This window comes from Anaerozeibacter quisquiliarum (genome assembly GCF_051162045.1).
Lineage (GTDB): Bacteria > Bacillota > Clostridia > Christensenellales > Aristaeellaceae > Anaerozeibacter > Anaerozeibacter quisquiliarum.
The window spans coordinates 122,011-148,245 of record NZ_JBISDI010000001.1 but is presented as its reverse complement, the minus strand read 5'-3'; the positions used below and the strand labels follow the sequence as shown (position 1 = coordinate 148,245).

The following is a 26,235-nucleotide window of genomic DNA, read 5'->3' as shown; positions in this document are numbered from 1 at the left end:
CATGCCCGCCACCTCGCGCCCACATAATCCTCGGCGCTGCGCCGCCGCGCTGTGGGCTTTTGCAAGCGCGATCTGACGGGAATTCCCCTCACCGCCGTTTAATCAGCGATTGCCTGGCTCCCGTCACCGCTCACGCGGGGACAACATCAGCCGCCCCTGTACGAGCTTTACAATTCCCTGCTCTACGGTCAGCTCATGCCCGTCGAGCAGCTTTTTCATGTCGTTGACCCCGATGGCGGGCCCGCCCTGGCGCGTCAGCTGGTCGCGCCAGATTGTAAACCTACAGCCCTCCTGCCAGCGCGAACAGCCGAACGCCTTCTGGTTCGCCGTGACCTCGCCCTGGCCGCAGAGCGGGCATGCCCGCCCGAGCGTCGTCACCCGCGCCTTGCCCTTGCCGGCCTTGCGCGGTTCCTGCTCAAAGCGCACCGACGCATCCGCCGCGCGTGCCGCCTCCACCAAAAAAGCCGCATACCGCCGGATGCTGCCCATGAACCGCTCCGCCCGCGCTGAAATCAAACCACGGTCGGTTTCCCGTGCCAGGGCGCTGAGCGCACGCTCCCATCGGCCCGTCATCTCGGGGCTCGCGATCTGCGCGGGCACCACCTGCATCAGCCGCAGCCCTTTCTCGGTCGCGCTCAGCGCCTTCTTATTGCGCACCACGTAGCCCACCGCGATCAGCCGCTCGATGACCGCCGCGCGCGTGGCCGGCGTGCCCAGCCCGCTGTCCTTGAGCGCTTCCTTGAGCGCCTCGTCGTCGACCGCGCGCCCGGCGTGCTCCATCAGCCCCAGCAGCGACGCGTCGGTGTGCGCAGAGGGCGGCTTGGTCTTCATCGCCTTGAGCGTCACCGCCTGCGCCGTCCGCACGTCGCCCACCGCCAACTGCGGAACCTTCTGCTCGACCTCGTCGGCCTTCTCGACGCCCTTGTACAGCGCCTTCCAGCCTTCGACCAGCGGCGTCTGGCCCGTCGTGCGGAACAGGTGATTTTTCACCTGCGTCGTGACGACGGCGGACTCGTAGCGGTAGTCGGGGTAGAGCGCCGCGATCAGCCGCCGCGCCACCAGGTCGAACAGCCTGCGCTCGGCGTCGGGTAACCGACCAAGGTCTAATTGTTGACCGGTGGGCACGATCGCGTGGTGGTCGGACACCTTCCGGTCGTTATAGACACGCGCGGGCGTCGGGGGATCGGGCAGCAGCCGCTCGGCGAACGCAGCGTAGGGCGCACCGAAAGCGACCAAGGTCTTTTTTACCTTGCCGATCATGTCACGCGGCAGGTAGCGGCTGTCGGTGCGGGGATAGGTAATCAGCTTGTGCTTCTCGTAGAGGGCCTGCGCGAGCTCGAGCGTCTTGGCCGCAGAGTAACCGAACAGCCGGTTGGCGTCGCGCTGCAGCGCGGTCAGGTCGTAGAGCTGGGGCGGCGGCGTGTTCTTTTCCTCGCGCCGCGCCTCGATCACCGTGCCCGATTGCCCCTCGGTCTCGGCCTTTACGCGCGCGGCCAGTCCCGCGTCCCGGCAGCGGCCGTCTTTCTTTTCGGGATCCTGCCACAGTCCCTGATAGTCGCCGAAGTCGGCGCGGATTTCCCAGTAGTCCTCGGGCAGGAACGAGCGGATTTCTTCGTCGCGCTCGGCGATCAGCTTGAGCGTGGGCGCCTGAACCCGCCCCACCGACAGCAGCGCGCCGTACTTGAGCGTGAACGCGCGCGAGGCGTTCATGCCCACCAGCCAGTCGGCCTCGGCGCGGCAGCGCGCGCTGAGATGCAGCGCGTCGTAGTCGCTGTCCGGGCGCAGCTTAGCGAACCCCTCGCGGATGGCCGCGTCGGTCATCGAGGAGATCCACAGCCGGTCGACCGGCTTTTTGCACTTGGCCTGCTCATAGATGTAGCGGAAGATCAGCTCGCCCTCGCGTCCGCTGTCGGTAGCGCACACGATGCGCTCGGTCTCCCTGGCGTTCATCAGCGCCTTGACGACGGCGAATTGCGACTTCGTCTTGGGCAGCACCTTGGTGGGCAGCACCTCGGGCAAGATGGGCAGATCCTCGGCGCGCCACTTCTTATAGCGCGGATCGATTTCGTCGGGCTCGCACAGCGTCACCAGGTGTCCGATCGCCCAGGTGACGACGTACGTCTCGCCGCGCAGCGCCCCTTCGGCGCGCGTTTTGCAGCCCAGCACCCGCGCGATGTCGCGCGCGACCGAGGGCTTCTCAGCCACAATTAAGGTGCTCACGGGGCCTCCGCCACGGCGGACAGCAACCGCCCGAACAGGTAGTATTCCGCCCACAGGTGGCGCGCCTGTCCCGCGTCCGCGGCGCTCGTCAGCAAAGTACCGGTCAGTGTGCGCGCGCCGAACGGGGGGATGTCGGTTGCCGTGCCCGGCAAGAACGCTACGTCGCCGCCCAACGGCGACAGGCAGAGCACCGCCCATTCGGCCGGCAGCGGGCTGCGCCCCTTGAGCTCGACGGCATAGGTGACAAAGGCGTAGTCGGCGGGGTCGTCGCTGCTCAGCGTCCCGAACTGACCCGTGCTCAGGTCGCCGCGTTCGATGGCCTCGGCCAGCGGCCGGAATGCGTCCGGCCGGTCGGCGGCGCTCTCCACCTCGACCGACAGGATGACGGCCTGAAAGTGCGCGCTCGCCAGCAGATACGCGGTCAGCGCACAGGCAAAAATCGCCAACGCGCTCACGATCTTGGCCGCCTTGCTCATGGGAATTCCCTCCAAACGGACATGATTTCAACGCCCAATGATACCACGAACGCACCTCGCCTGTCCAGCGCGGTTGATTTTTTCGGGCGGAACGCGTATAATATCCATAATATATCGATGCAGGGGGATATCCCATGGCCGAAAAGATGGTGATGGTGGACGGCAACAGCCTGATGTACCGGGCGTTTCACGCGCTGCCGCTCTTGGACAACGGCGAGGGCGTGTATACCAACGCGGTCTTCGGCTTCCTGTCGATGCTGCTCAAGGTGATCTCGGAGGAGCGGCCCACCTATTGCGCGGTGGCGTTCGACCTGCACGGGCCCACCTTCCGCCATGAGCAGTACGACGCCTACAAGGCCGGGCGCGCGCCCACGCCCGACGAGCTGAGGCCGCAGGTGCCGCTTTTGAAGGATTGCCTTACACAGATGCACATCCCGATCGTGAGCCTTCCGCGCTACGAGGCCGACGACATGCTGGGCACACTGTCGCGCCTGTGCGAGGAGCAGGGGATCGACGCGCTGGTCATCACCGGCGACCGCGACGCGTTCCAGCTGGCGGGCGAGCGCACCACGATCTTGTATACCAAGCGCGGCATCACCGACACCGAGCGCGTGACGCCCGCCTTTTTGATGGAGAAATATGCCCTGACCCCCGACCAGATGATCGACCTCAAGGGCCTGATGGGCGACAGCTCCGACAACATCCCCGGCGTGCCCGGCGTGGGCGAGAAGACCGCGCTCAAGCTGCTGGGCGAACACGGCACGCTCGAAAGGGTGCTCGAGACCGCGAGCGATTCACAAAAGGGCAAGCTGCGCGAGCGGCTGATCGAGTTTGCAGACCAAGCCCGGTTTTCCAAGGTCATGGCCACGGTCGAGCGCAACGTTCCGCTCGACATCGACCCGCGCGCCTGCCGCCTGCACGACATGGCCGACGCGCTGCCCGCGCTCGAGGCGCTGAAGCTCAAGTCGCTGGCCGCCAGGCTGTCGGCGCTGCCGGCGGAGCTGCGGGGAGAGGCCGAAAACAAACCGGAGTCTGAAACAGAAACAGACCGGAGTTGGCGCGCGGTCGAGCCCCTGCCCGACGCGGTGGCGCTGCGCGCCTGGGCCGAGACGGGCCCCTTCGGCCAGCCGATGGCGGTCGCGATGGGAAACGCGGCCTGTTCGGTCGCGTTTGAGGACGGGCGGCAGGCCGGTGTGGCGACGGGCGGCGACCTGCTGACGCCTGGTTTGAGCCTTGAGGACGCGGTGCGCTCGCTCGCGCGCCCGCTCGCCGAGGCGCGGCGTGTGCTGACGCACGACGTCAAGGCGCTGCTGCCCGCGTTTGATCGGCACGGCATCGCACCGCGCGGCGCGGTGGAGGATGTCATGCTGGCCGCCTACGCGCTCAACCCCCAGCGGCCCTCGTTTGCGCTCGGCGCGCTGCTCGAGGCGGAGGGGCTCGAGCCCGGCGATGCGGCGACGAGCGCAGCACGGCTGTTCGAGCTGGCTGAGCGCCAGGCGGAAAAGCTCAAGGCGGACGGCCTGATGAGCCTCTACAAGGACATCGAGCTCAAGCTGGCCTATACGCTCTACGAGATGGAGCGCGAGGGATTTCTGGTCGACGAGGCGGAGCTCAAGCGGCTGGGCGAGGGCTACGCCGCGCGTATTGCGGATCTCACCGCGCGCATCCAGGCGCTATCGGGCGGGCCGATTAACATCAATTCGCCCAAGCAGCTGGGCGAGCTGCTGTTTGGTAAACTCGGTTTGCCGGGCGGGCGCAAGACCGCCACCGGCTATTCCACCACCGCCGAGGTGCTGGAGTCGCTCGCCGACCGGCACGAGATCGTGCCGCTGATCCTCGAATACCGCAAGTACTTCAAGCTCAACAGCACCTATATCGAAGCGCTGCTCAAGCTGCGCGGGCCGGACGGGCGCATCCACACATCGTTCGACCAGGTGGGCACCGCCACCGGCCGGCTGAGCTCGAGCGAACCGAACCTGCAAAACATCCCGGTGCGCACCAGCGAGGGCCGCGAGATCCGGCGCGCGTTCGTGGCGCGCGAGGGTTGGGTGCTCGTGGACGCCGACTATTCGCAGATCGAGCTCAGGGTACTGGCCCACATGGCGCGGGATCCCGTGATGCTCGACGCCTTCCGCACGGGCCAGGACATTCACCAGAGGACCGCCGCCGAGGTCTACGGCGTGGCGCTCGAGGCGGTCACGCCCGAGATGCGTTCGGCCGCCAAGGCGGTCAACTTCGGCATCGTATACGGTATTTCCGACTTCGGTCTGGCACGCAACATCAACGTGACGCGCGGCGAGGCGGCCCAGTTCATCGAGCGCTACTTCGAACGCTATCCGTACGTCAAGCGGTTCATGGACGCGCAGGTGGCCGAGGGCAAGGCGCAGGGCTACGTGACCACGCTGTTCGGGCGGCGGCGCTACCTGCCGGAACTGAAAAGCCCCAACTACAACACCCGCTCGTTCGGCGAGCGGGCGGCGATGAACAGTCCGATCCAGGGCACGGCCGCCGACATCATCAAACTGGCGATGATCCGCGCGAGCGCCGCGTTGCGCGCGGAGGGGCTTGAAGCCCGGCTGATCTTGCAAGTGCACGACGAGCTGATCGTCGAGTGCCCCGAGGCCGAGCGCGCGCGGGTGGAAGCGTTACTGAAGGACGCGATGGAAGGCGCGGCGCACCTCGACGCGAGGCTTGCGGCCGACGTTCGATCCGGGAGCAATTGGCATGACTGCAAGGGATAAGGCAATCAGGTTGGGTTTGACCGGCGGCGTGGGCTGCGGCAAGAGCACCGCGGCCGCGCACCTCAAGGCGCTGGGCGCGCATGTGGTGGACGCCGATGAGATCGCCCGCGCGCTGACCGCCGAGGACGGCGAGGCGCTTGACGCCATCCGCGCGCGGTTCGGGGACGCGGTGTTCGGCCCCGACGGCGCGCTCGACCGCCGGGCGTTGGGGGATCGCGTGTTTGCGGATGTGGGCGAGCGCCGCGCGCTCGAGGCCATCCTGCACCCGGCGATCCAGCGCAAGATGCTGAGCGAAATCGACGAGGCCGACCGCGAAGGCGCGAGCGTCGTGGTGCTGGACGTGCCGCTGCTGTTTGAGACCGGGTTCGACGCGCTGTGCGACGAGGTGTGGGTGGTGACGGCCTCGCGCGAGCAGCAGGCGCTGCGCGTGATGGCGCGCGACCGGCTGACGCGCGCCGAGGCCGAGGCGCGCATCTTAAGCCAGATGCCGCTTGCCGAAAAGGAGGCGCGCGCCGACCGCGTGATCTCGACCGGGCGGCCGATCGACGAGGTACGCGCGGAGCTCAAGCGCCTATACCGGGAGCTTACGAGGAGAAGATAACGAATGGACAAAATGGCGCTCAATGGCGCGCGCCGGCGCAGGCCGCGACGACGCCGGCGAAGGGCGGGCGGCTTGCTGCTGGCGGTCCTGGTCATCGCTCTGGTGGGCGCGGCGTGGTACTATGTCGGCTTGTTTCCGGGGTGGATGGAGCAGAAGATCTATCCGCTCGAATATGAGGAGATGATCGACCGCTACGCCGGGGAATACGCGCTCGAGCCCGCGCGCGTGCTTGCCGTAATTTACTGCGAGAGCAGCTTCCGGCCCGACGCCGTGTCGAGCGCCGGCGCGATAGGGCTCATGCAGATCATGCCCGAGACCGGCGCGTGGATCGCGCAGAAGCTGAACGAACCCGGCTATGAGCAAGGCCGGCTGTTCGACCCCGAGACCAACATCCGCTACGGCTGCTGGTACCTGAACTACCTGGACGGCCGATTCGACGGCGACCTCACCAAGGCCACCGCGGCCTACCATGCCGGCGGCGGCAAGGTGGACCAGTGGCTCAGTGACGACGCTTATTCCCCCGACGGGCAAACGCTTGAAAACATCCCGTTCAAGGCCACGAGCGCCTACGTGCGCCACGTGCGCCAGGTGTATGAAAAGTACAAGGAGATCACCGAGGCATGACGAGACGAGCGCCGGCGCTGCTGCTGGCACTGATACTGGCCGTCGCGGCGCTGCTGTCCGGTTGCCGGTCGAGCGCCGGCGACGGAGCGATCACGCCGGTCGCGCCGCCGACGCAGATCGCGCCGCAGCAGAGCGCGACAGAGGGCGAATACGCCGCCGCCGACTACTACGCGCCGGACGCGCCTGCGGACTATGAGGACGAAATCATGCCGGCCGCGCCCGACTTGAGCGACTGGTCCGCGCCCGCCGACTCCGCCCGGCCGGGCTCGAACGAGGGCAGCATGGTCAGCGGAGACTTGACCTACGGCGTGGTGGTGGGCGACGGCGCGCCGATCAACCCGTTTCAGAATACCTACCGCGATTTCTACGCGGTCAACCAGCTGGTCTTCGAGAGCGTGATGGAGTTCGACGAGCGCATGCGTCCCACGCCGATGCTGGCCGAGCGCTGGGAGGTCTCGGGCAACGACTGGACGTTTACGCTTCGCGGCGACGTGCAATTCCACACCGGCGAGCTGCTGTCCGCCTATGACGTGGTGGCCAGCTACGAGGCGGTGTTGAGCAATCAGTCGACAATCTGGTACGAGCTCGTGCAGTCGATCGATCGGATGGAGGCTCAAGACGACCGTACGCTGCGCGTCAGGAGCCGCGGCGGCATGGGATACATGCTGCTGTACGCGATGACCTTCCCGGTGGCGCAGCGCTCGAGCGTCGCGCTCGAGCAGCCGTCGGGTACCGGTCCGTTTTGGTACATGCGCTACGACACCGGCGTGGCGCTCAGACTCGAGGCCAACCCGAACTGGTGGCGCATCCCGACGGACGCCATCCACAGCGTGGTGGTGCGCTGCTACAAATCGATCAAGTCGGCCATGGTGGGGCTGGAGCTCAAGGAGGTCGACGCGCTGGCGACCGACTATCCGCAGGCCTCGCTGAGCCGCAGCCTGACCGATCGGCTGACGCGCGACTACTCCACCCAGACCTACGAGTGCATCGTGCCCAACCTGCGCAGCGACATCCTGTCCGACCTCGCCGTGCGCCAGGCGCTGATGTATGCGATCGACCGCACCACGCTCGGCGAGAACAACTACGCCGGCATGGTACAGGAGAGCGAGGTGCCGGTCATCCCGGGCAGTTGGCTGTACGAACCTCAGGCCACCCGATTCGGCTACAACCCCGAACGCGCGCAGCAGCTGCTGCTGGACGCCGGCTGGAACGACCTGGATCAGGATGGCGTACTCGAAAAGTCGATCGGCGGCGAGACCCGGCGGCTGTCGCTCGGCCTGATTACCTACGATCGCGGCACCACGGTCACCCGCTCCGAGGCGGTGCAGGCCATCGCGCGCCAGCTTAAGCTGGTCGGGTTCGAGATCATCACCGAGACCAAACCGCTGGACAAGGCGCTTTCCGACATCGACAAGGGCAAGTTCGACCTGGCGCTGATCGGGTATGAGCTGAGCGCCACGCCCAACCTGGCGTTCCTGCTGGCGTCAAACGCCAAGAACAGCGGCAACTACGCGCGCTACTCGAGTTCGGTCATGGACGGCTGGCTCCACGACGCCTTCGTCGCCGACACCGACGAAGCGCTCAAAACGGCGATGAGCAAGGTGCAGCTGCAGGTGGTCGAGGACTTGCCCATACTCGGGCTGTTCTTCCGCGCGGGCGTGTTCATATCGCGCGCGCAGCTGGCCGGGCTAAAAGGGAATCGGCAATACGACGTATTGCGGGGACTTGCTACAGTCACTCGCTGGGAGGGTTGATATGCAAAAGATCGGGATCGGCGTGGTCGGCTGGGGGTTTATGGGCAAGACCCATACCCACGCGCTGCGCGGGATGCGAATGTTCTATCCGGACATGGATTTTCAGCCGGTGCTGAAGTCGGTGTGCTCCCGGCGCATCGACGTGGCGCGGAGGGCCTGCGAGGACTTCGGGTTTGAGCATTATACCGACGACTACCGCGCGCTGCTTGCGCGCGAGGACATAGGCGTGGTGTCGATCTGCACGCCCAACGCGCTGCACCGCGACATGGTGATCGCGGCGCTCGAGGCGGGCAAGCACGTCTACGTGGACAAGCCGCTGTGCATGGACGCGCGCGAGGCCGAGGACATCTGCGATGCCGTCGTGCGCAGCGGGCGCAAGCTGCAGGTGGCCCACAACAACCGCTTCTTCCCGTCCACGCTGCGCGCCCGAGCGTTGATCGACGAAGGAAGGATCGGCGAGGTGCTGTCGTTCAAGTTCGACTACCTGCATTCGGGCTCGATCGACCGCGAGCGGCCGGTCGGCTGGAAGCAGATGCGCGAGGGCGGGGTGCTGCTCGATCTGGCCTCGCACGCGCTCGACCTGATGGGCCACCTGGTGGGCGAGGCCGAAGAGGTCTTGTGCGAGATGCGCGCGCTCTATCCCTCGCGCCCGGACCGCGAGGGCAATCCGGTCAGCGACTTGGGCGAGGATCAGGTCGCGGCGCTGATTCGCCTGAAGAACGGCGCGCTGGGCACGCTCGAAGCCAGCAAGATCGCCACCGGCACCGACGACGAGCTGGCGTTTGAGATCTACGGCAGCCGCGGCGCGCTGCGCTGGCATCTGATGCGCGCCGACTATCTGGAATTCTTCGACAATGATAAACCCGAAGCGCCGCTCGGCGGCGAGCGCGGCTTTACGCGCCTTGGCTGTGTGCAGCGCTACGCCCCGCCGGGCGGCTCGTTCCTGCCCAAGAACACCGTGGGCTGGGACCGCGCGCACATGCACTGCTACCACACCTTCCTGAATGCCGTGGCCCACGACCTGCCGGTTAGCCCCGACGCCTTCGAGGCCGCGCGGGTGCAGGCGTTGATGGACGCGATGAGGACGTCGGCCGCCGAGCGGCGGTGGGTAAAGGTGTAACTCCCTATGGAGGTGAGACCATGGTTTCGCTCAGGCAGGACGCGCTGCTGCTCAGCTTGCGCCCGGCCGGCAGCGTGCGTTTGGTGCCCGAGGTTGGCGACCGGCGCGCGTGGGAGCGGGTGGACGGCGCATTGGCCCGGTGGCTCGTCGAGCGCGCCGAGCGAGCGCTGCGCGCGGATGCGCCGATTTGTCCCGCCGGCGCGCTCAAGACCAATCCGGCGCGCTACATCGCCGCTGCCGTCAGTCGGCGCGAGCTGCTCAAGGCGCTGCTGCTCGGCGCGTGCGCCTCGGGCGTGAGCCGCTATGCCGAGCGCGCCGCCGACCTGATCTACGCGATCGCGGAGGAGAGCGACTGGTCGCGCGCGCCCGGCGAGGGCGGCTACCCCGACTTCACGCTGCGCGCAATCGACGCGGACGCCTGCGAGACCGGGGCGCTCATGGCGCTGGCGCTGGCGCTCATGCGCGCGCAGCTGGACGCCCTCTCGCCGCTGATCGCCGCGCGCATCCGCTGGGAGGTCGAGCGGCGGCTGCTGACGCCGCTGATCGCGCGCGAGGCCGAGCTGCTGCCGGCCGAGGACGAGGCCGTGCCCCGGGCGGCTGCGGCGCTTTTGACCGCGGCGCTGCTGCTGGAAGAGGACGACCGCCGGCGCTGGCTGTGCATCCGGCGACTGCTGCGCCTGCTCGAGGCGCACCTGAACGCCCGGGACGAAAGCGTCGCGTTTGCGCTCGGACTCGAAAACTACCTCGATCGCGCGATGGCGGTCAACGACTGCTTCGCGCTGCTGGGCGAGGCCAGCGGGGGCGAGGTGGAGCTGCGCGACGAGCCGCTGTTCATCGCCATGGCGCGCGCCTTCCCGGACGCCCACATCGGCGGCGCCTGGTTCCTCAATTCCGGCGGCGGCTCGATGCGCCCGCAGCTCGAACCCGACCGGCTGTTCCGGTTGGGGGAGGCCGCGCGCCTGAAACCGCTGCGCGCGCTGGCCGCCTGCCTGAACCGGCAGGGGGCCGCTGCGGACATGCCGTTTGACCGGCCGAGCCCGCCGCTGCTTTCTCAGGTGATGGACGCGCTCTCGCGCGCGGATCTCATGCGCGAGAGCGCGCGCGAGCGCAATCCCGAGGCGGTCGAATCGCCCGAACACGTGCTGCTGGCCGCGCGCATGGAAGGCTTCTACGTGGCGTTGACCGGCACCGACAACCGCGATCCGCGCGCGCACTTGGACGCGGGCAATGCGGTGCTGTTCTACGGCGGCGAGCCGGTGCTCGTGGACGCGGGGATGGCGGCGGAGACGCATTCGGTGCCGCTGGTCAACGGGCGGGAGCAGGCGCGCAACGGTCATCCGGCGCAGGACGCGGCGCTGCGCGAAGGGCCGGGCTATCGCATGCTGTCGATGGACATCGCTTCGGCCTATCCGCGCGAGGCGCGCCTGTCTTGCTGGCAGCGCACCTGGATGCTGGCCCCGTTTGAGGGCGGCGTGCGGCTGATGGAGGTGTTCGATTTCGACGGCGTGCCCGGCCGGGCCGCGTTCCGGTTCGTCACGCCCCACCGGCCGCGCCTGGGTGAAGGGCTGATCGCTCTGGGCCCGGTGACGATGTCCCACGACGTCCGCTTGGCGGTCTCGGTGCAGCCGTTCGACCTCGACGCGCCGGCGCGCGCGCTGTGGGGCGCATTATACCTGCTCACCCTCGAGATGCCCGAAGACGCGCCGGGCGGCAACTACGCGTTTGTATTCCGGCCTTGACGGGCACAGGTTCGGGCGGCGTAACACTCAAGCATCCCAGAGAAACCGCTACCAAATGACATGGAGGAGGAACTGTGTATGACGGATTTCCAACGCAAGTACGAGGCGCAGATCGAGGAGCTCAGGCGCGCGGCCAACCGCCTGGCCGAGGTCGGATTCGTGACCAGCCAGGGCGGCAACCTGTCGCTGCGCGCGGACGACGATGTGGTGCTGATTACGCCCACCAAGGTGGCCAAGCTTTCGATCACCTTTGAGGACATCTGCGCGGTGGACATGCAGGGCAAGGTGCTCTACGCCAAGGAGGGCCGCAAGCCCACCGGCGAGTGGCCGTTCCACGTGCGCATCATGAACAGGCGCCCCGACGTGCGCGGCATCGTGCACGCCCATCCGCCCATCCTGACCGGGTTCGCGATCGCGGGCGGCGACTGGCTGAAGATGCCGTTCCTGCCGGAACCTGCGATCGAGGTGGGCCCGATGGTCATGGTGCCCTACGCCGAGCCGCTCAGCGACCAGCTGGCCGAGAATTTCGAGGCGGTGATCGAACGGTCGAACGGCTTCCTGATGGAAAACCACGGCGCGCTCATGGTCAGTTCCGAGGGCATATGGCGCGCGCTCGAGTTCCTGGAAATGATGGAGGCGGCGGGCAAGTCGATCATCGTGGCGAAGCTTTTGGGCAACCCCAAGCCCATCCCGCCCGCGGACGTGAAGAACCTCGAAAACGTCATCCGCACCCGCAATATGCCCATGCCCGGCCTGCCCGGCGCGGTGGGGAGTTTGACGGATATCTTCGTCTGACGAGGGACGGGGAGGCCCTCCCCGTCCCTCCGGCGCGCGCATCCTTGGGTGCGCGCGCCGGAGGGAGCCGAGAAAAAAGGGGGGCTGCGGCGTCACTTGCTGATGCCGCAGCCCCCTTGTCGTTCAACTTACGAGAATCGGAAGTACCCGTTCCAGATATACCCCGTCTTGCCGTCGTAGCGCACCTTGGACCAGTTCTTGCCGATGCTGAGCACCGTGATGGCGTCGCCGCTCGGGATCGTGAGCAGGATGCGCGCCGAGGTGCTCGCCGACTTGCGCAGGTTGACGTTGGCCGTCGTCCTGCCGAGCGCGCCGTTGGTGATATATTCCTTGTACACGTAGCCGGTACGCAGCGAGCTTACCACCTGCACCTCGTACCACTTGCTGTTGTACTTGTCGAGGATGATCAGCATCTCGTTGCGGGCCAGGGTGTCCTTGACCGCATAGCTATCGCCCGGACCCTTGCGCAGGTTGACCGTGGACCCGGCGTACTTGGTCTTGATCCGGGCCAGCGCGCCCCAGCCGCCCATATCGGTCGGGTCCTTGAGCAAGGTGATGTACTTCTTGTACATCCAGCCGGTCTTGCCCGAAGACGGGCCTTGGCGCAGCGTTACATTGTACCAATAGTTGCCCTGCCGGTTGACGCCGAGGATGTCGCCGTGCCTGGCATAGCCGATCTGCGGATAGCTCGTGCCGCCGCCCGAGCGCAGCCACACGGTGCCGTCCTTGCTGGGCATGCGCACCACGCCCAGCGTGAGGGCCGAGGCCGATACGCATGTCGCCACGAACAGCGCGGCGAGCAGCACGCTGACGGTCTTCTTGATCTTCATAAAACAATCCCCCTTGAACTCTCACTGCCCAATAGACGGCCTCGATCCCCAGAATGTTCCAGCCTTCGGCGGAATTTTGATTCATTTTTGCCGCAAACGTGCGAAGCAAGCCGTAGGTTGTCCGCAAGTACAGGCCCATCCCAGCATATGCTATGACAGGCATGATCATGAAGGACGGCGGGATTTTATGAGGGAAGTGGCGGTGCTCATCCCGGCGTACAGGCCGGACGCGCGGCTCAACGCGCTGATCGGCGCGCTCAGGCGGCGAGGCTTTGGGCGGGTGGTGGTGGTCGACGACGGCAGTGGCGCGCGCTATGCGCCCGTCTTTAACGAGGCCTGGCTGCAGGGGGCGCGCGTGCTCTACCACGAGGCCAACCGCGGGGTTGGCGCGGCGCTCAAGACCGGGCTCAACTGGCTGAACCTGACCGGCGCGATGATGGTGGTCACCTGCGCGGCCGACGGGCGGCACGCGGCCGAGGACATCGAAATGGTGGCGCAGGCGCTGCTCGACGCGCCCGACGCGCTGGTGCTGGGCGCGCGCGACGTAAGGGAACTGCCGGTGAGGCGGCGCCTTCGATGCGTGCTCGCGCGCGTGCTGCTCAGGCTGCGCGGCGGGCCCTGGCTGCGCGACGCGCAAGCCGGGCTGCGCGGCCTGCCCGCGAGGCTCCTGCCGGGCCTCCTGCGGGTTACGGGCGAGCGCGATGAATACGCGGCGAACGCGCTGCTGTACGCCAGTTGCCACGCGCCCGTCGTCGAGGTGCCGATCGCGACGATCCAAGTGGATCGGAGCGCCTATGTCCGTTTCAGAGCACGTTCGACAGGCTGAACGACTCATGCTCGCGCAGGTGCTTGAGAGATTCCATAAGCAGCGCCATCGAGCGGCGGAAGTCGTCGGTGTCGCCGGCCTCTAAGGTGGTCGCGGCCTCGGTCGCATGGATCGACACTTCGTGCAGGTCCTCGTGCGGGGTCAGCGATTTGAGCCAGCCGCCCGCGCGCGCCCACTTCTCGGCCAGCTGGCTGAGCGCCTCGCGCGCGCCTACGGTGTCGTTCACGTCCATCCGCTCGAGCACCACCGCCGCCATCACCTCCATCTGGTCGACGAGCGTAAACACGAACAGCATCGAGGCGACGCAGACGGCCAGCGCCAGCCCCAGCACGGCGAGCGTGGCGATCAGCTTGACGCGCACTACCAGATCACCTCCGCGCTCTTGAGCGCCTGCATGCTGATCAGCGCGCCGCGCATGTCCTGCACGCGCAGCATGCCCTCGGTGTCGAGGCTGGCCAGCAGCACGTCCGTGGGCGCGAGGTTGTAGTGCTTAAGCAGCGCACACAGCCAGGGTTCATCCTGCCCGCTCATCGAGAGGTTCATCATCTGTACGCGGCCGTCCATGATTAGCATCAGCGGCATGCCGTGGCGCGCTGTCGCAACCCCAAGTTCCTCGGCGGTCGGCGCGCGCTTCTGTGACAGCGGGAAGGCGCTGACCGAGCCGTTGGCCTCCACGATCGCCGTGTCCAACTCCTGCGGGTCGAGGATGCCCTTCGAGCGCATGCCCTCGAGCAGGTCGGACAGCGTCAGGCACAGCTTTTGCAGCTCCTTGCGGTTGATCACGCCACTGGATACCACGATCGACGGCTTGCCCGATATGAACGCGCGGAAGCTGTCAAAGCGCATGACCAGCAGCGTGATCGCGCCGTGGGTGATGAACAGAGCGGCGATTGGCAGCGCGCCGTGCAGCAGCGGGGTGGCCACGTCGCTCATCGGCGTGGAAATCAGGTTGGCGATGATGATGGCCATTGCGAACTCGTAGGGCTGGAATTGGCCCAATTGATGCTTGCCCATACCCCGAAGCGTCAGCAGCATAATCAGGTACAACACGAAGGCGCGCAGAAATATGGTCAGCATATATCGTCCCTCCACCTGTCAAGGGTGCGCAAGCAGGGAAGATCTTATGTGACTTTTTCGGAAATGCTTGCTTTTTTCCGTAAAGATGTGCAAACTAATGCTACGAGCCCGTGCGTCGTTGGCATGGATGCCCGCTGGGCCCGCATAGCTTGGAACGGAGGGGTGAGGGTATGGCGTTTTTTGAGGAACTGGGCAAGCAATTGACCGGGGCCGCGCAGGCCGTGGGCAAGCGCGCCATCGAGGCGGCGGAAATCGGCCGGCTGAACGGACGATTGGGCGATGTCCGGGAGCAGATCGACGAGCTGTTTGCGCAGATCGGCAAGGCATACTACGCCACGCGGGATGCGCAGGGCAGGCACGAGGCGGCCGATCGGCTGTGCGTCCAAATCGACGAGTTGAACGGTCAGGCGGAGGAGCTCTCGCACTCGATCGACAAGATCAAGCGGCAGCGTCGCTGCTTAAGCTGCGGCGGCGTCCAGCCGGTCGAGTCGCGCTTCTGCGCCAGCTGCGGCGCGCGGCTGCCCGAGGACGCGCCGGTGCTTGAGCCCGAGCCCGACGAGGCGCAAGAGCCGCCGGAAGCTGCGCCCGAGGCGCCCGAGCAACCGGTCGCGCAAGCCTTCGAAAAGGGCGAAGTGAACGTGGAGATCAACTGGCCGAAGGCGCAGGAGGCCCCGGAGGGGACTCATGAGGCGCAGCCGGAGGACGAGGCCCGGCCCGAAGACGAGGGCTGATGCGCAAGGGGAATGAGAAGGGCTGCTCGCGGCCATAAGAAAACCGACCCTTTTCAGGGCCGGTTTTCTCATTTTTCAAATCGACTATCCCAGGATCTTCTTTAAATCCTCTTTCGCTTCGCCGATCGGCGTCAGGGCAAACTGCTCGACGAGCACCTTGAGCACGCCCTCCGATACGAACGCGGGCAGCGTCGGGCCAATGTGGATGTTCTTGATGCCCAGATGCAAAAGGGTCAGCAGGATGACCACGGCCTTCTGCTCGTACCAGGACAGCACCAGCGTCAGCGGCAGCTCGTTCACACCTACGCCGAACGCCTCGCTGAGCGCCAACGCCACGCGGATTGCGCCGTAGGCGTCGTTGCACTGGCCCATGTCCATCAGCCGCGGCAGACCCGCCACCGTGCCGAGGTCCAGATCGTTGAAGCGGAACTTGCCGCAGGCCAGCGTCAGGATCACGGTATCCGCGGGCGAAGACGCCGCAAAATCGGTGTAGTAGTTGCGGCCGGGCTTCGCGCCGTCGCAGCCGCCCACGAGGAAGAAGTGGCGGATGTCGCCGTTCTTGACCGCCGCGACCACCTCCGCCGCGTGCTTAAGCACCGCGCCGTGGCCAAACCCGGTGGTGACGCTCGTTCCGCCATTGATGCCCGTCATCTCATGGCGCTCCTTGTAGCCGCCCAGCGCGATCGCCTGCTCGATGATCGGGGTAAAGTCCTTGTCCTCGCCGATGTGCCGAAGGCCCGGATAGGCCACCATCGCGGTCGTGTAGACGCGGTCGCGGTAGCTGTCCTTAACCGGCATCAGGCAGTTGGTGGTGAACAGCACCGGAGCGGGCATGCCGTTAAACTCCTTCTGCTGGTTCTGCCACGCGGTGCCGAAGTTGCCCTTGAGCTGCGGATAGGCCTTGAGCTTGGGATAACCGTGCGCGGGCAGCATCTCGCCGTGGGTGTAGATGTTCACGCCCTTGCCCTTTGTCTGCTCGAGCAGCAGCTGCAAATCCTTGAGGTCGTGGCCGCTGATTACGATGAACGGGCCGGGCTCGATCGCGAGCGGCACATGGGTCGGCGTCGGCGTGCCGTACTGCTCGGTGTTGGCCTTGTCCAAGAGCGCCATGCAGATGAGGTTCACGCGGCCGAGCTCCATGTTCAGGTTAAGCAGCTTGCCCGCGTCGGCCTCATCGGCCACGGCGCGCAGCCCGGTGTAGAAGAAAGCGTCGACCTCGTCGTCGCGGTAGCCCAGCACGCGCGCGTGGTGGGCGTAGGCGGCCATGCCGCGCATGCCCAGCAGCAGCAGCGACTTGAGCGAGCGCACATCGGCGTGCGCATGCCACAGAGCGCCCATGTCGTAGGTGTCGCCGCCGCCCAGCACGTCGGCCTCGGCCAGCACGCGGGCGGTCATCCGCTCGATCGAGGCCTCGTCGAAGCTGACGTTGGTCACCGTGGTGAACAGCCCCTCGAGCATGGCCTCGGTGGCCTGCTCGCCGGGTTTTTGCCCCTCGGCGGCGCGGGCCAGCGCGATCAGCGCGCCGGTCAGCTTGTCCTGCGCGTCGGCCACCAGGTCGGTCTTGCCGCACACGCCCATGCGGCCGGTGCAGCCGGTGCCGCGCGCGGTCTGCTCACACTGGAAGCAAAACATCTCACTCATTGTCTGTTCCTCCTTCTTCGTCCTAAGTAACCGCTGATCAAATCCCACGCGCGGAGACGGATGCTTTTCCGCCCCGGTGCGCCTGCAAAAACACTTGAATTAGCGCTGCTAGTCCCGCGGTTTTTGCAGGCACACCGGAACGAAAAATCACCTCGCCACCGCACGCGTGCTTTAATCAGCGCTTACCTAAGGGTCAACGATTGGCAATCAGCCGTCCGCCTACGGACAGCACGGAGACGGAAAGGGGGATGTCCTTGCCGGAGCGGGCGATCGCTTCCTGGGCGGCGCGCTCAATCCCGCCGCAGCAAGGCACTTCCATGCGCGCCACGGTCAGCGAGCGCACGTCGTTCAGGCTGAGGATGTCGGTCAGCTTGTCGGCATAGTCGCCCTCGTCGAGCTTGGGGCAGCCGATCAGCGTGACGCGGTCCTTCATGAAGTTTGCGTGGAACGAGCCACAGGCGAACGCGGTGCAGTCGGCGGCTACCAGCACGTCCGCGCCGCGGAAATAAGGGGCGTTCGCCGGCGCCAGCTTAATTTGAACCGGCCACTGGTTAAGCTCGGACGGCGCGTCGGCGGCGGATGCCTGTCGGGGCCGTTCGATGGCATGCGCGCGCGAGCCGGGGCAACCGTCCATGGGGTCGCAGTGGGCCGGCTTCGCCGCCTGCGCGGCTTTCACCGCCGCCTCGTCAAAGGGCGCGGCCTCGCGCTCGACGAAGCGGATCGCGCCGGTCGGGCACACCGGCAGGCAGTTGCCCAACCCGTCGCAATAATCGTCGCGGATCAGCTTCGCCTTGCCGTCCACCATGGCGATCGCGCCTTCGTGGCAGGCGGAGGCGCACAGGCCGCAGCCGTTGCACCGGTCTTCGTCAATGTGTATGATCTGGCGTTTCACAACAAATTCCTCCCGCGCGGCCTCTTGACCGCCCGGATGAAAGTATAGTACAATGCGGCAAAAGAATCTGTTTGAAAAACAACGTGGAGGGCCAAATGGAAGAATATTTTGCGGTGATTCGCACCTCGCGGCTGTTCCGCGGAATGGAGCCAGAGGATATCCGCTCGATGCTCACCTGCCTGGGCGCGCGGCGCGCGCAGTACGATAAGGGGGAATACCTGATGCGCGCGGGCGGAAAGACGCGCGCGGTCGGGCTGGTGCTTCACGGCCGTGCGCTGCTGATCCGGGAGGATTTTTGGGGCAACCGGTCGATCCTGTCGGGGGTGGAGCCGGGCGAGATGTACGCCGAGTCGTTCGCGGTCTCGGGCGCGAAGCTTGCGTTCGACGTGGTGGCGGCGGAAAAGCTCGCGGTGATGCAGATGGACATCGAGCGGGTTGCGCGCGGCTGCTCGCTGGCCTGCGAGTTCCACGCGCGGCTGATTATGAACCTGATGGAGGTCATGGCCGAGAAGAATTTGCAGCTGACCGGGAAGCTGACGCACATGGCGCGGCGCACCACGCGCGAGAAGCTGCTGTCCTACCTGTCTTCGTCCTCGCGCGCGGCTGGTTCGGCCGCGTTCGAGATCCCGTTCGACCGCCAGCAGTTGGCCGACTACCTGTCGGTCGACCGCAGCGCCATGTCCACGGAGTTGGGAAAACTCAAGGCCGAAGGGCTGGTGACGTTTGAGAAGAACCGGTTTACGCTGATGGAGAAGGCGCACGAGGCGTAATGAAAAATGCCCCTCCGGGGAGGGGAATGGGGGAGGACGCCGTCGCGACTATGGCTCGATCAGCCTTGCCGAGATCGGCTCAATCGTCAGCGTCAGAGCGCGCGGCAGCCATTCGTCGCGCTCCAGGTGAACGCTCTGCGCTTCGCCGGAGCGGTTGACGGCGCACAGCACCAGCGCGTTGTCCGCGCGCTTGCCCAGCGCGTCGCGGCCGCGCGCGATGCGGCGCGCTATGACCAGCACGTCTTCCGACGGCGCGTACAGCCTGAGCTCGCCGGTCTTGAGCGCGTCCGACGCGAGCCGCGCGCGGTTGATCGCGCCCACCGCTTTCAGCAGCGCCCTGTCCTCTTTCCCCCAGGGGTAGGTGCCCCGGCAGAACGGATCGGCCATACCGGTCTGGCCGGCCTCGTCGGCATAGTACAGACAGGGCATGCCCGGCAGCGCGCAGACCAGCTGCCAGGCCGCGACGAACCGCGCGCTGCCCAGCCGGTACTGCGCGCGCGTGAGACGGCGCGCGCGGCGCTTCTCGCGCGGCGGCTCGAGCTCGCCGACGCCCGACAGCACGTCGATGATGCGCGGCTTGTCATGGCTGCCCAGCATGTTCATCAGCGAATAGAAGAACGGCGGCGCGTAGTTTTCCTGCAAATGCTCGTACATGCGCGCAAACTGAGGCGCGCCCGTTTGCCCGGTCATGAAGCCGATCACGCCGTCCCTGAGCGGGTAGTTCATCACGCTGTCCAGCGTGTCGCCGGCCGAGTAGTTGCGCGCCTCGCCGTAGGTCAGCTTGTTCGACGCGTCTTCCCACACCTCGCCCAGCAGGCAGGCGTCCGGGTTCTCGCGCTTGACGCGCTCGCGCAGCAGACGCAAGAACACCATCGGCAGCTCGTCGGCCACGTCCAGCCGCCAGCCCGACGCCCCGGCGCGCACCCAGAACGCGCACACCGCGTCCGGGTCCCGGATGATGAAGTCGAGGTAGCTCTCTTCCAGCTCACGCACGTTGGGCAGCGTGGGGAAGCCCCACCAGCACGCGTATTTGTCGGGCCACTTTTCAAAGCTGTACCAGCGCGCGTAGGGCGAGTCCTTCGACTGGTACGCGCCCACCGAGTCATAGGCGCCGCGGATGTTGAAGTAACGGCTGTCCGCGCCGGTATGCGAGAACACCCCGTCCAGCAGCACGCGCATGCCGCGCGCGCGGGCCGTGGCGCACAGCGCGCGGAAATCGGCCTCGTCGCCGAACGAGGGATCGACCTCGTGGTAGTCGCCGGTGTCGTACTTGTGGTTCGAGCGCGCGCGGAAAATCGGGTTGAAGTACAGCGCCGTCACCCCGAGCGCCTCGAAGTAGGGGAGTTTGGACATCACGCCCGCGAGGTTGCCGCCGAAGAAGTCGTTGGCCTCCTGGTCGCCGTCGGGGCCGCCGCGCCGAAGCGCGGGCGGCTCGTACCAGTCTTCATGCAGCCAGCCCATGTAGGGCGGTTCCCGGTCGCCTGCCGGACGCGACGCGCAGAAGCGATCGACCATGATCTGATACAAAATCGCGCCGCGCATCCACTCGGGCGTGCGGTAGTTCGGGTCGTACACCGTGATCTGGTAGCCGGGCGGCTCCTCGGCGTAAAGCGCGCCCTCGCCGCCCTGGCCGTCGGGCGCGTTGCCGTACCACAGACGCCCGTCCGCGCGGTCGACAAAGAAGCTGTACCACAGATTGCCGGGGCGGTCCGGCAGCGTGACCGTCGCCTCGAACAGAGCGTCCGACGGGTACATCTCGATCAGTTGCTCGCGCCCGTCCCACCACAGCCGCAAGAACGCTCGGTCGCCTTCCTCGGCCTCGAGCCGCAGCGTAACGCGCGAAAGACACACCCCCGCTCCCGGGGGTGTGCGATGGCGCGAATCCCTTGAATCGTGCCTCAGCATATTACAGTTCCAGCGGCTTCAGGTGCCAGATCAGGTCGTTGTACTCGGCGATCGTACGGTCGGAGGAGAACACGCCCGAGCCGGCCACGTTCTTCACCGCCATCGACAGCCACTTCTTGCGGTCCTGGTAGTCCTTCGACACGCGCAGCTGCGTCTTCGCGTAGTCGGGCAGGTCCTTGAGCACGAAGTAGGGGTCGGCCATGCCGCCGCCGTCGCCGAACAGCAGCGCGTGGTACAGCTCCTGGAACAGGCGCGGGTTGTCGGGCGAGAGCGTGCCGTCGATCAACTGCTCCATCGCGCGGCGGATGCCGACATGGGTCTCGTACATCTCGTGCGCGCTGTAGGTGGCGTAGCCGGCTTCCACCTCCTCGGCCGACAGGCCGAAGATGTAGATGTTGTCGCGGCCGACCGCCTGGGAGATCTCGACGTTCGCGCCGTCCATCGTGCCCACGGTCAGCGCGCCGTTCATCATGAACTTCATGTTGCCGGTGCCGCTGGCCTCCTTGCCCGCCGTGGACAGCTGCTCGCTGATCTCGGCCGCCGGCATCAGCACCTCGGCTATCGAGGCGCAGTAATTCTCGAGAAACACCACCTTGATAAGCCGACTCGCGCGCGGGTGCTTCGCCACCAGCTCGCCGATGGCGTTAATCAGCCGGATGATAAGCTTGGCGCGATAGAAGCCGGGCGCGGCCTTCGCGCCGAACAGGAAGGTGCGCGGCGGCATGGTAAACTTCGCATCCTCGGCGATGCGGTTGTACAGCGTCAGGATGTGCAAGGCGTTCAGCAGCTGGCGCTTGTATTCGTGCAGCCGCTTGGCCTGGGCGTCGAAGATGCTGCCCGGATCGAGCGCAATGCCCTGCGAGCGCTGCACGAACGCTGTCAGCCGCAGCTTGTTCGCCTGCTTGACGCGGTCGAATTTCTCCAGGAAGGCGGCGTCCTTGGCGAACGGCATCAGGTCGGCCATGCGCTCGGGCTGCTTCTTCCAGGCCTCGCCGATCGCCTCGTCGAGCAGGGCGGTCAAAAGCGGGTTGGCCTGCATCAGCCATCTGCGGTGGGTGATGCCGTTGGTGATGCCGAAAAAGCGCGGCGGGTCGATCAGATAGTAGTCGTGGAAGGTCTGGCGGCGCAGGATGTCGGCGTGGATCTGGCTGACACCGTTGACCGTGTGCGACATCGACACGCACAGGTTCGCCATGTGCACGTAGCCGTACCCGATGATCGCCATCCGCCCGATGCGCTCCCACTGGCCGGTATATACCTGCCACAGGTCGTCGCACAGCCGGCGGTTGAGCTCCTCGAGGATCATGTAGATGCGCGGCAGCAGCCGCTTGACCAGGTCGATCGGCCAGCGCTCCATCGCCTCCCGCAGCACCGTGTGGTTGGTGTAGGCGAACGAGCGGCGCGCGATGTCCTGCGCCTGATCCCAGGGGAGGTGGTGCTCGTCGATCAGGATGCGCATCAGCTCCGGAATCGCCATGCCCGGGTGGGTGTCGTTGATGTGCAGCGCCACCTTGTCGGGGAAGATCGAAAAGTTGGGGCCGTGCAGCTTGAGAAAGTCGCTCACCGCGTACTGCACGGTGGCGGAGGAAAAAAAGTACTGTTGCTTGAGGCGCAGTTCCTTGCCCTCGTCGTGGTTGTCCTCGGGGTAGAGCACCTTCGAGATCACCTCGGCCAGCGTCTTCTCCTGCATCGCCTGCGCGTACTGGCCGCGGTTGAACGAGGTCATGTCCAGCTGCTTGGGCGAGCGCGCCGACCACATGCGCAGCATGTTGACCATCGTGGAGTCGTAGCCGAGCACCGGCATGTCGTAGGGCACCGCCAGCACCGTCGATTGGTCCACGCTGCGGTAGCAGGTCACGCCGTCCTGCTCGTAGGATTCGACGTGGCCGCCGAAGCGCACCTCGACCGTCTGGTCGGGGCGGCACACCTCCCACTGGTTGCCGTTGGCCAGCCAGTTGTCGGGCAGTTCGATCTGGTAGCCGTCCACCAGCTTCTGGCGGAACAGACCGTATTCGTAGCGGATCGTGCAGCCCATCGCCGGCAGCTTCAAGGCCGACAGCGAATCCAGAAAGCAGGCCGCGAGCCGACCCAGCCCGCCGTTGCCCAGACCCGGCTCGGGCTCCTGCTCAAAGATCAGCGATTTGTCGATGGAAAGCTCCCGAAAGGCCGCGATGTAGTTGGGCTCGTTGACGAGCGAGATCATGTTGTTGTGCAGCGCCCGGCCCACGAGGAATTCCGCCGACAGATAGTACAGCTTCTTGCTGCCGGCCTGTTTGCGTACGCCGCGCGACTGCGCCCGGCGGGCCATCACCTCGTCGCGCACGGTGGACGCGATCACCTGGTAGAGCTGGTCGGGCGTGGCGTCGATGATCTCGCAGCCGAAATGCCGCGCCAGCTTGCCCTGGATGCTCTCCACAATCTGATCCCTGGTAAGCGCGGCGCCGATATCGCGCGCCACAAGCGCTTCTTGCATAATGAGCCTCCTCGCAAACAAAAAGCATGCGGTATCCCCCAACGTATGCAGGGTATACCCAATCCGCTCAAGTCTAACACAAACGCGCGTCCCCGCGCAAGCGCCGTTTCGCGCAATTGTGCGCGCATCGGCGCGAAAGAGCGGGAAACAGCGACGGTGATTTTAATCAAATTGACAAACTGGCAATATCGGATGATTGAAAAAGGGAATACCGGGCAGATTTGTAGAAAACACAAGCGAAGAACTTTTTATGTAAAATGTGGTGGACAGCCCGCGGCCGTCCACTTTACCCCACGTTGACGGTCAGCGCGTCCTGGACGCCCGAGCCGTCGGCCGCGCGCGCCACGATCACGGCGCTGCCGCGCGTGCCGGTCCAGCGGATCAGCCCGATCTCGCCGCGCATGCCCGTACCCTCGACGCGGGCGACATCCGGGTCGGAGCTGCTCCATTCGATCGGGGTGATGCCGTAGAGCGCCGCGGGCGCAAGCTCCACCGTCACGCGCGCCGAGCGCTCGTCCTGGTCGGCGTTGAGTTCGAGCGTTTCCTCAAAGAAGCGCAGCAAGGTGGCCGCGGGCATCAGCCGTACCGTGGCGCAGTTCATGACGAGGCTCCCGTCGGTCGCGTGCGCCCATATGTCCACATCCAGGCCCTCGTCGGGCAGCTTCAGCCGCGAGGCCGCCCGCACCATGCCCGACGCGTCCACTCGCACCGCCTCCATCGAACTCGACCACTCGATATCCTGCGAAGCGCCCTCGGGTGATACATGACAGCGGGCCGCGAGGTTGCCGCCGGGGAACAGCACGCCGGACGACAGCGACACGCTCAGCGACCGGACCAGGACCGGCTCAACGTCTAAGTCCGGCGTGCCTTCGGCGCTCTCGCCCTCGGGCGGCTCGGGGGCCTCCTCAGGCGCGCCCTCCGGCTCGGTGAGCAGCGTGCCCGACACTGCCTCGTCCTGCGCGTACGACTGCTCGGGCACGTCGGGCTCGGCCAGCGCCAGCACAGGCACCAGCAACGCGCCCGCCAGCGCCGCCGACCATCGTTTGCCGATCTTCATGGAATACGTAACACTCCGTTTCAAGCACAATGCCTTCATACGATATGCATTATAGAACCTCACGGTTACAATTGCAAGCATTTCTGCTTGTCAAATTGGTTACGCGCATCCGGCCGAAGCCGGATGCGCGTCTGTCGGTCACGCCAGATTGAACGCCTGCCTGATCGCGTCCACCTCTTCATCGGAGATCATGATGAGCGGCCCGATGTCGCGCGCGGCGATCATCGCCGAGGCCGAGTACTCGAGCACCTCCAGCCGGTCGAACGCGTTCAGCAACGACGAGCCGGTGACGATGGCGCATTGGTTGTCCACGATCGCGACCGGGGTATGCGTGGAAAACGCGGCGCTGGTGCCGACGGGGTCGAGCGAGGTCGCGCCAAACGGCAGCCGCCTCACGTCGCGCAGCATGATGTAGCTCTCGGGGATGGTGCGCGAGTCGAACGGCGCTTCGGTTACCGCGAACGCCATGATCGCGGGCGGGTGGGCGATGATGATCGAGTGGATGTCCTCGTGGGTATCATAGATCTCCTTGTGCAGCAGCGCGGAGCGGCTGGGGGTCTTGCCCGCCTCGCACATGCCGCCCTTGATGCGCACGATGTCCTGAATCTCGAGGTACTTGCGGTCCACCATATAGGGCGTAATCAGGAACGAGCCGTCGGACAGCCGCTGGGAGAAGGTGCCCTGGGTGCTGGTGAACAGGCGCTGGTCGTAGGCGCGGTGGATCAGCGCGCACATGTCGCGGCGCGCGGCGCATTCCTCGCTCGTGACCGAGCGCGACACGAACGCGTCCAGCGCCGGGTGCGCCTTTAAGGAGTCCATCTGGATCTGCTCGTCGCTGAGCGAACGGGGCGTGCCCAGCTTGCGCGCGTCGATCTCCAGCCGCCCGCAAAAGTCCAGCGTCTCAAACGCCATGAACGCGCGGAACACGTCGAGCGCGCCGCACACGATGCCGTGGTTCTCGAGGATCACCGTGTTGAAACCCTTGGCGAATTCGCCCGCGATGTTTTCGCCCAGTTGCTGGCTGCCCGGCACGTCGTACTTGGCCAGCGCCACCTTGCCGCAGACCAGCGAGGCGTTGGGCACGAGGTGCGTGTCGGGGATCTTGCGCGCGAGCGAAAACGCGACGAGCGTCGGCGGATGGGCGTGCACGATGCCCCGCAGATCGGGGCGCGCCTCGTAGATCTTCTTGTGGAACGGCAGCTCGACCGACGGCCTGTGCGCGCCGATCAGCGTGCCGTCGGGCTTGACCTGTACGATGTCGTGCCGGGTGAGCGAATTCTTGTCGATGCCCGACGGGGTGATCCAGATGTCTCCGTTTGCATCCAGCACCGACAGGTTGCCGCCCGATGTGGTCGTCATGCCGTATCGGTAGATGCGCTCCATCAGCATGACCAACTGATCGGCGGGGTGCAGCAATTCAAAGTGCATAACGAGCCTCCTGCATATTGATTTGTTATGGTAATTCAGCGCGCGGGGCAGGATTTCCTGCCGCGCGCGCTGAATTACCATAACAATAAAATCGTGTCCAAACGGAGGGGTGAGCGTGGCGCGCGTGGTGACGGCGGCGGTGATCGAAAGGGAAGGCCGGGTGCTGCTGTTGCGGCGCGCGTCCGGGCAGTCGCATGCGGGCAAGTGGGAGTTCCCGGGCGGCAAGCTCGAGCCGGGCGAGGACGAGCGCGCCTGCCTCAGACGGGAGCTGCGCGAGGAACTTGGCATCGAGGCGCGCGTGCTCGAACCGGCAGGGGAGAGCCTCCACCGCTACGAACGCGGCGAGATCCTGCTGCGCGCCTACTGGACGATATGGACCGCCGGCGATATGCGCCTGACCGTCCACGACCGCGCCCGCTGGGCATCGCCCGCGGAGCTTACCGAAATGCTGGCCGAGATGACGGGCGCGGACGTGCCGATCGCGCGGCGGGTGGCGGAGGCGGTAAGGGGACGTACGGAAGGCGAATGACGGGCG

General features: G+C 66.1%; 22 protein-coding genes. 11 read left to right on the top strand and 11 right to left on the bottom strand.

What is annotated here, in order from left to right; translation table 11 throughout:
- Positions 1–123 precede the first annotated feature (123 nt).
- Positions 124–2,220: a DNA topoisomerase 3 gene (locus tag ACH6CV_RS00655; protein ID WP_456356219.1), complete on the bottom strand. Its 2,097-nt coding sequence runs from the start codon at positions 2,218–2,220 to the stop codon at positions 124–126.
- Positions 2,217–2,696, bottom strand: a complete 480-nt coding sequence (locus ACH6CV_RS00650) for a hypothetical protein (protein WP_456356218.1) — start codon at positions 2,694–2,696, stop codon at positions 2,217–2,219. The genes ACH6CV_RS00655 and ACH6CV_RS00650 overlap by 4 nt, the downstream gene beginning before the upstream one ends.
- Positions 2,697–2,830: 134 nt before the next feature.
- Here ACH6CV_RS00650 and polA point away from each other — a divergent pair, with 134 nt between their 5' ends.
- The 7 genes from polA to ACH6CV_RS00615 all read left to right on the top strand — a co-directional run bounded on the left by polA (position 2,831) and on the right by ACH6CV_RS00615 (position 12,070).
- Positions 2,831–5,437, top strand: a complete 2,607-nt coding sequence (gene polA, locus ACH6CV_RS00645; RefSeq protein ID WP_456356217.1) for a DNA polymerase I — start codon at positions 2,831–2,833, stop codon at positions 5,435–5,437.
- Positions 5,421–6,038: a dephospho-CoA kinase gene (gene coaE / locus ACH6CV_RS00640; RefSeq protein WP_456356216.1), complete on the top strand. Its 618-nt coding sequence runs from the start codon at positions 5,421–5,423 to the stop codon at positions 6,036–6,038. Before polA ends, coaE begins: the two co-directional genes overlap by 17 nt.
- A 3-nt stretch (positions 6,039–6,041) precedes the next feature.
- Positions 6,042–6,662 carry a lytic transglycosylase domain-containing protein gene (locus ACH6CV_RS00635; RefSeq protein ID WP_456356215.1) on the top strand — a complete coding sequence of 207 codons (621 nt, stop codon included), beginning with the start codon at positions 6,042–6,044 and terminating at the stop codon, positions 6,660–6,662.
- Positions 6,659–8,416: an ABC transporter substrate-binding protein gene (locus tag ACH6CV_RS00630; protein WP_456356214.1), complete on the top strand. Its 1,758-nt coding sequence runs from the start codon at positions 6,659–6,661 to the stop codon at positions 8,414–8,416. Before ACH6CV_RS00635 ends, ACH6CV_RS00630 begins: the two co-directional genes overlap by 4 nt.
- A 1-nt stretch (position 8,417) precedes the next feature.
- Positions 8,418–9,536: a Gfo/Idh/MocA family protein gene (locus ACH6CV_RS00625; RefSeq protein ID WP_456356213.1), complete on the top strand. Its 1,119-nt coding sequence runs from the start codon at positions 8,418–8,420 to the stop codon at positions 9,534–9,536.
- Positions 9,537–9,556: 20 nt separating this feature from the next.
- Positions 9,557–11,275 (top strand): hypothetical protein, encoded by a 1,719-nt coding sequence (locus tag ACH6CV_RS00620; RefSeq protein WP_456356212.1) that lies wholly within the window; start codon positions 9,557–9,559, stop codon positions 11,273–11,275.
- Positions 11,276–11,353: 78 nt separating this feature from the next.
- On the top strand, positions 11,354–12,070 hold the full coding sequence (locus ACH6CV_RS00615) for a class II aldolase/adducin family protein (RefSeq protein ID WP_456356211.1): 717 nt from the start codon (positions 11,354–11,356) through the stop codon (positions 12,068–12,070).
- 128 nt (positions 12,071–12,198) lie between these two features.
- Here ACH6CV_RS00615 and ACH6CV_RS00610 read toward each other — a convergent pair whose 3' ends face one another.
- On the bottom strand, positions 12,199–12,900 hold the full coding sequence (locus ACH6CV_RS00610; RefSeq protein WP_456356210.1) for an SH3 domain-containing protein: 702 nt from the start codon (positions 12,898–12,900) through the stop codon (positions 12,199–12,201).
- 187 nt (positions 12,901–13,087) lie between these two features.
- Here ACH6CV_RS00610 and ACH6CV_RS00605 point away from each other — a divergent pair, with 187 nt between their 5' ends.
- Positions 13,088–13,726 (top strand): glycosyltransferase, encoded by a 639-nt coding sequence (locus tag ACH6CV_RS00605; protein WP_456356209.1) that lies wholly within the window; start codon positions 13,088–13,090, stop codon positions 13,724–13,726.
- Here ACH6CV_RS00605 and ACH6CV_RS00600 read toward each other — a convergent pair.
- Entirely contained in the window at positions 13,704–14,087 is a 384-nt protein-coding gene (locus tag ACH6CV_RS00600) for a DUF4363 family protein (RefSeq protein WP_456356208.1), read from the bottom strand. The two genes, ACH6CV_RS00605 and ACH6CV_RS00600, sit on opposite strands and share 23 nt — an antisense overlap.
- Entirely contained in the window at positions 14,087–14,803 is a 717-nt protein-coding gene (locus tag ACH6CV_RS00595; protein ID WP_456356207.1) for a DUF421 domain-containing protein, read from the bottom strand. The genes ACH6CV_RS00600 and ACH6CV_RS00595 overlap by 1 nt, the downstream gene beginning before the upstream one ends.
- A 170-nt stretch (positions 14,804–14,973) precedes the next feature.
- On the opposite strand from ACH6CV_RS00595, the gene ACH6CV_RS00590 reads away from it, so the two are divergent.
- Entirely contained in the window at positions 14,974–15,534 is a 561-nt protein-coding gene (locus ACH6CV_RS00590) for a hypothetical protein (protein ID WP_456356206.1), read from the top strand.
- An 84-nt stretch (positions 15,535–15,618) separates the two neighbouring features.
- Here the strand turns inward: ACH6CV_RS00590 and hcp are convergent, their stop codons facing one another.
- Positions 15,619–17,175: a hydroxylamine reductase gene (hcp, locus tag ACH6CV_RS00585; RefSeq protein ID WP_456356205.1), complete on the bottom strand. Its 1,557-nt coding sequence runs from the start codon at positions 17,173–17,175 to the stop codon at positions 15,619–15,621.
- Positions 17,176–17,368: 193 nt separating this feature from the next.
- The gene (locus tag ACH6CV_RS00580; RefSeq protein WP_456356204.1) at positions 17,369–18,067 is read right to left on the bottom strand and encodes an ATP-binding protein; all 699 of its coding nucleotides are present in this window, start codon (positions 18,065–18,067) and stop codon (positions 17,369–17,371) included.
- 95 nt (positions 18,068–18,162) lie between these two features.
- On the opposite strand from ACH6CV_RS00580, the gene ACH6CV_RS00575 reads away from it, so the two are divergent.
- Positions 18,163–18,837 carry a Crp/Fnr family transcriptional regulator gene (locus ACH6CV_RS00575; protein WP_456356203.1) on the top strand — a complete coding sequence of 225 codons (675 nt, stop codon included), beginning with the start codon at positions 18,163–18,165 and terminating at the stop codon, positions 18,835–18,837.
- A gap of 48 nt (positions 18,838–18,885) precedes the next feature.
- On the opposite strand, the gene ACH6CV_RS00570 is transcribed toward ACH6CV_RS00575, so the two are convergent.
- The 4 genes from ACH6CV_RS00570 to ACH6CV_RS00555 all read right to left on the bottom strand — a co-directional run bounded on the left by ACH6CV_RS00570 (position 18,886) and on the right by ACH6CV_RS00555 (position 25,700).
- On the bottom strand, positions 18,886–20,688 hold the full coding sequence (locus ACH6CV_RS00570; RefSeq protein ID WP_456356202.1) for a glycoside hydrolase family 13 protein: 1,803 nt from the start codon (positions 20,686–20,688) through the stop codon (positions 18,886–18,888).
- A gap of 55 nt (positions 20,689–20,743) precedes the next feature.
- Positions 20,744–23,215, bottom strand: coding sequence for a glycogen/starch/alpha-glucan phosphorylase (locus tag ACH6CV_RS00565; RefSeq protein ID WP_456356201.1), 2,472 nt, complete (start codon positions 23,213–23,215; stop codon positions 20,744–20,746).
- A 286-nt stretch (positions 23,216–23,501) separates the two neighbouring features.
- A complete protein-coding gene (locus ACH6CV_RS00560) occupies positions 23,502–24,296 on the bottom strand; it encodes an Ig-like domain-containing protein (RefSeq protein WP_456356200.1) in 795 nt (264 codons plus the stop codon).
- A gap of 114 nt (positions 24,297–24,410) precedes the next feature.
- The gene (locus ACH6CV_RS00555) at positions 24,411–25,700 is read right to left on the bottom strand and encodes a class II aldolase/adducin family protein (RefSeq protein WP_456356199.1); all 1,290 of its coding nucleotides are present in this window, start codon (positions 25,698–25,700) and stop codon (positions 24,411–24,413) included.
- Positions 25,701–25,815: 115 nt separating this feature from the next.
- Here ACH6CV_RS00555 and ACH6CV_RS00550 point away from each other — a divergent pair, with 115 nt between their 5' ends.
- On the top strand, positions 25,816–26,229 hold the full coding sequence (locus tag ACH6CV_RS00550; RefSeq protein WP_456356198.1) for a (deoxy)nucleoside triphosphate pyrophosphohydrolase: 414 nt from the start codon (positions 25,816–25,818) through the stop codon (positions 26,227–26,229).
- Positions 26,230–26,235 lie beyond the last annotated feature (6 nt).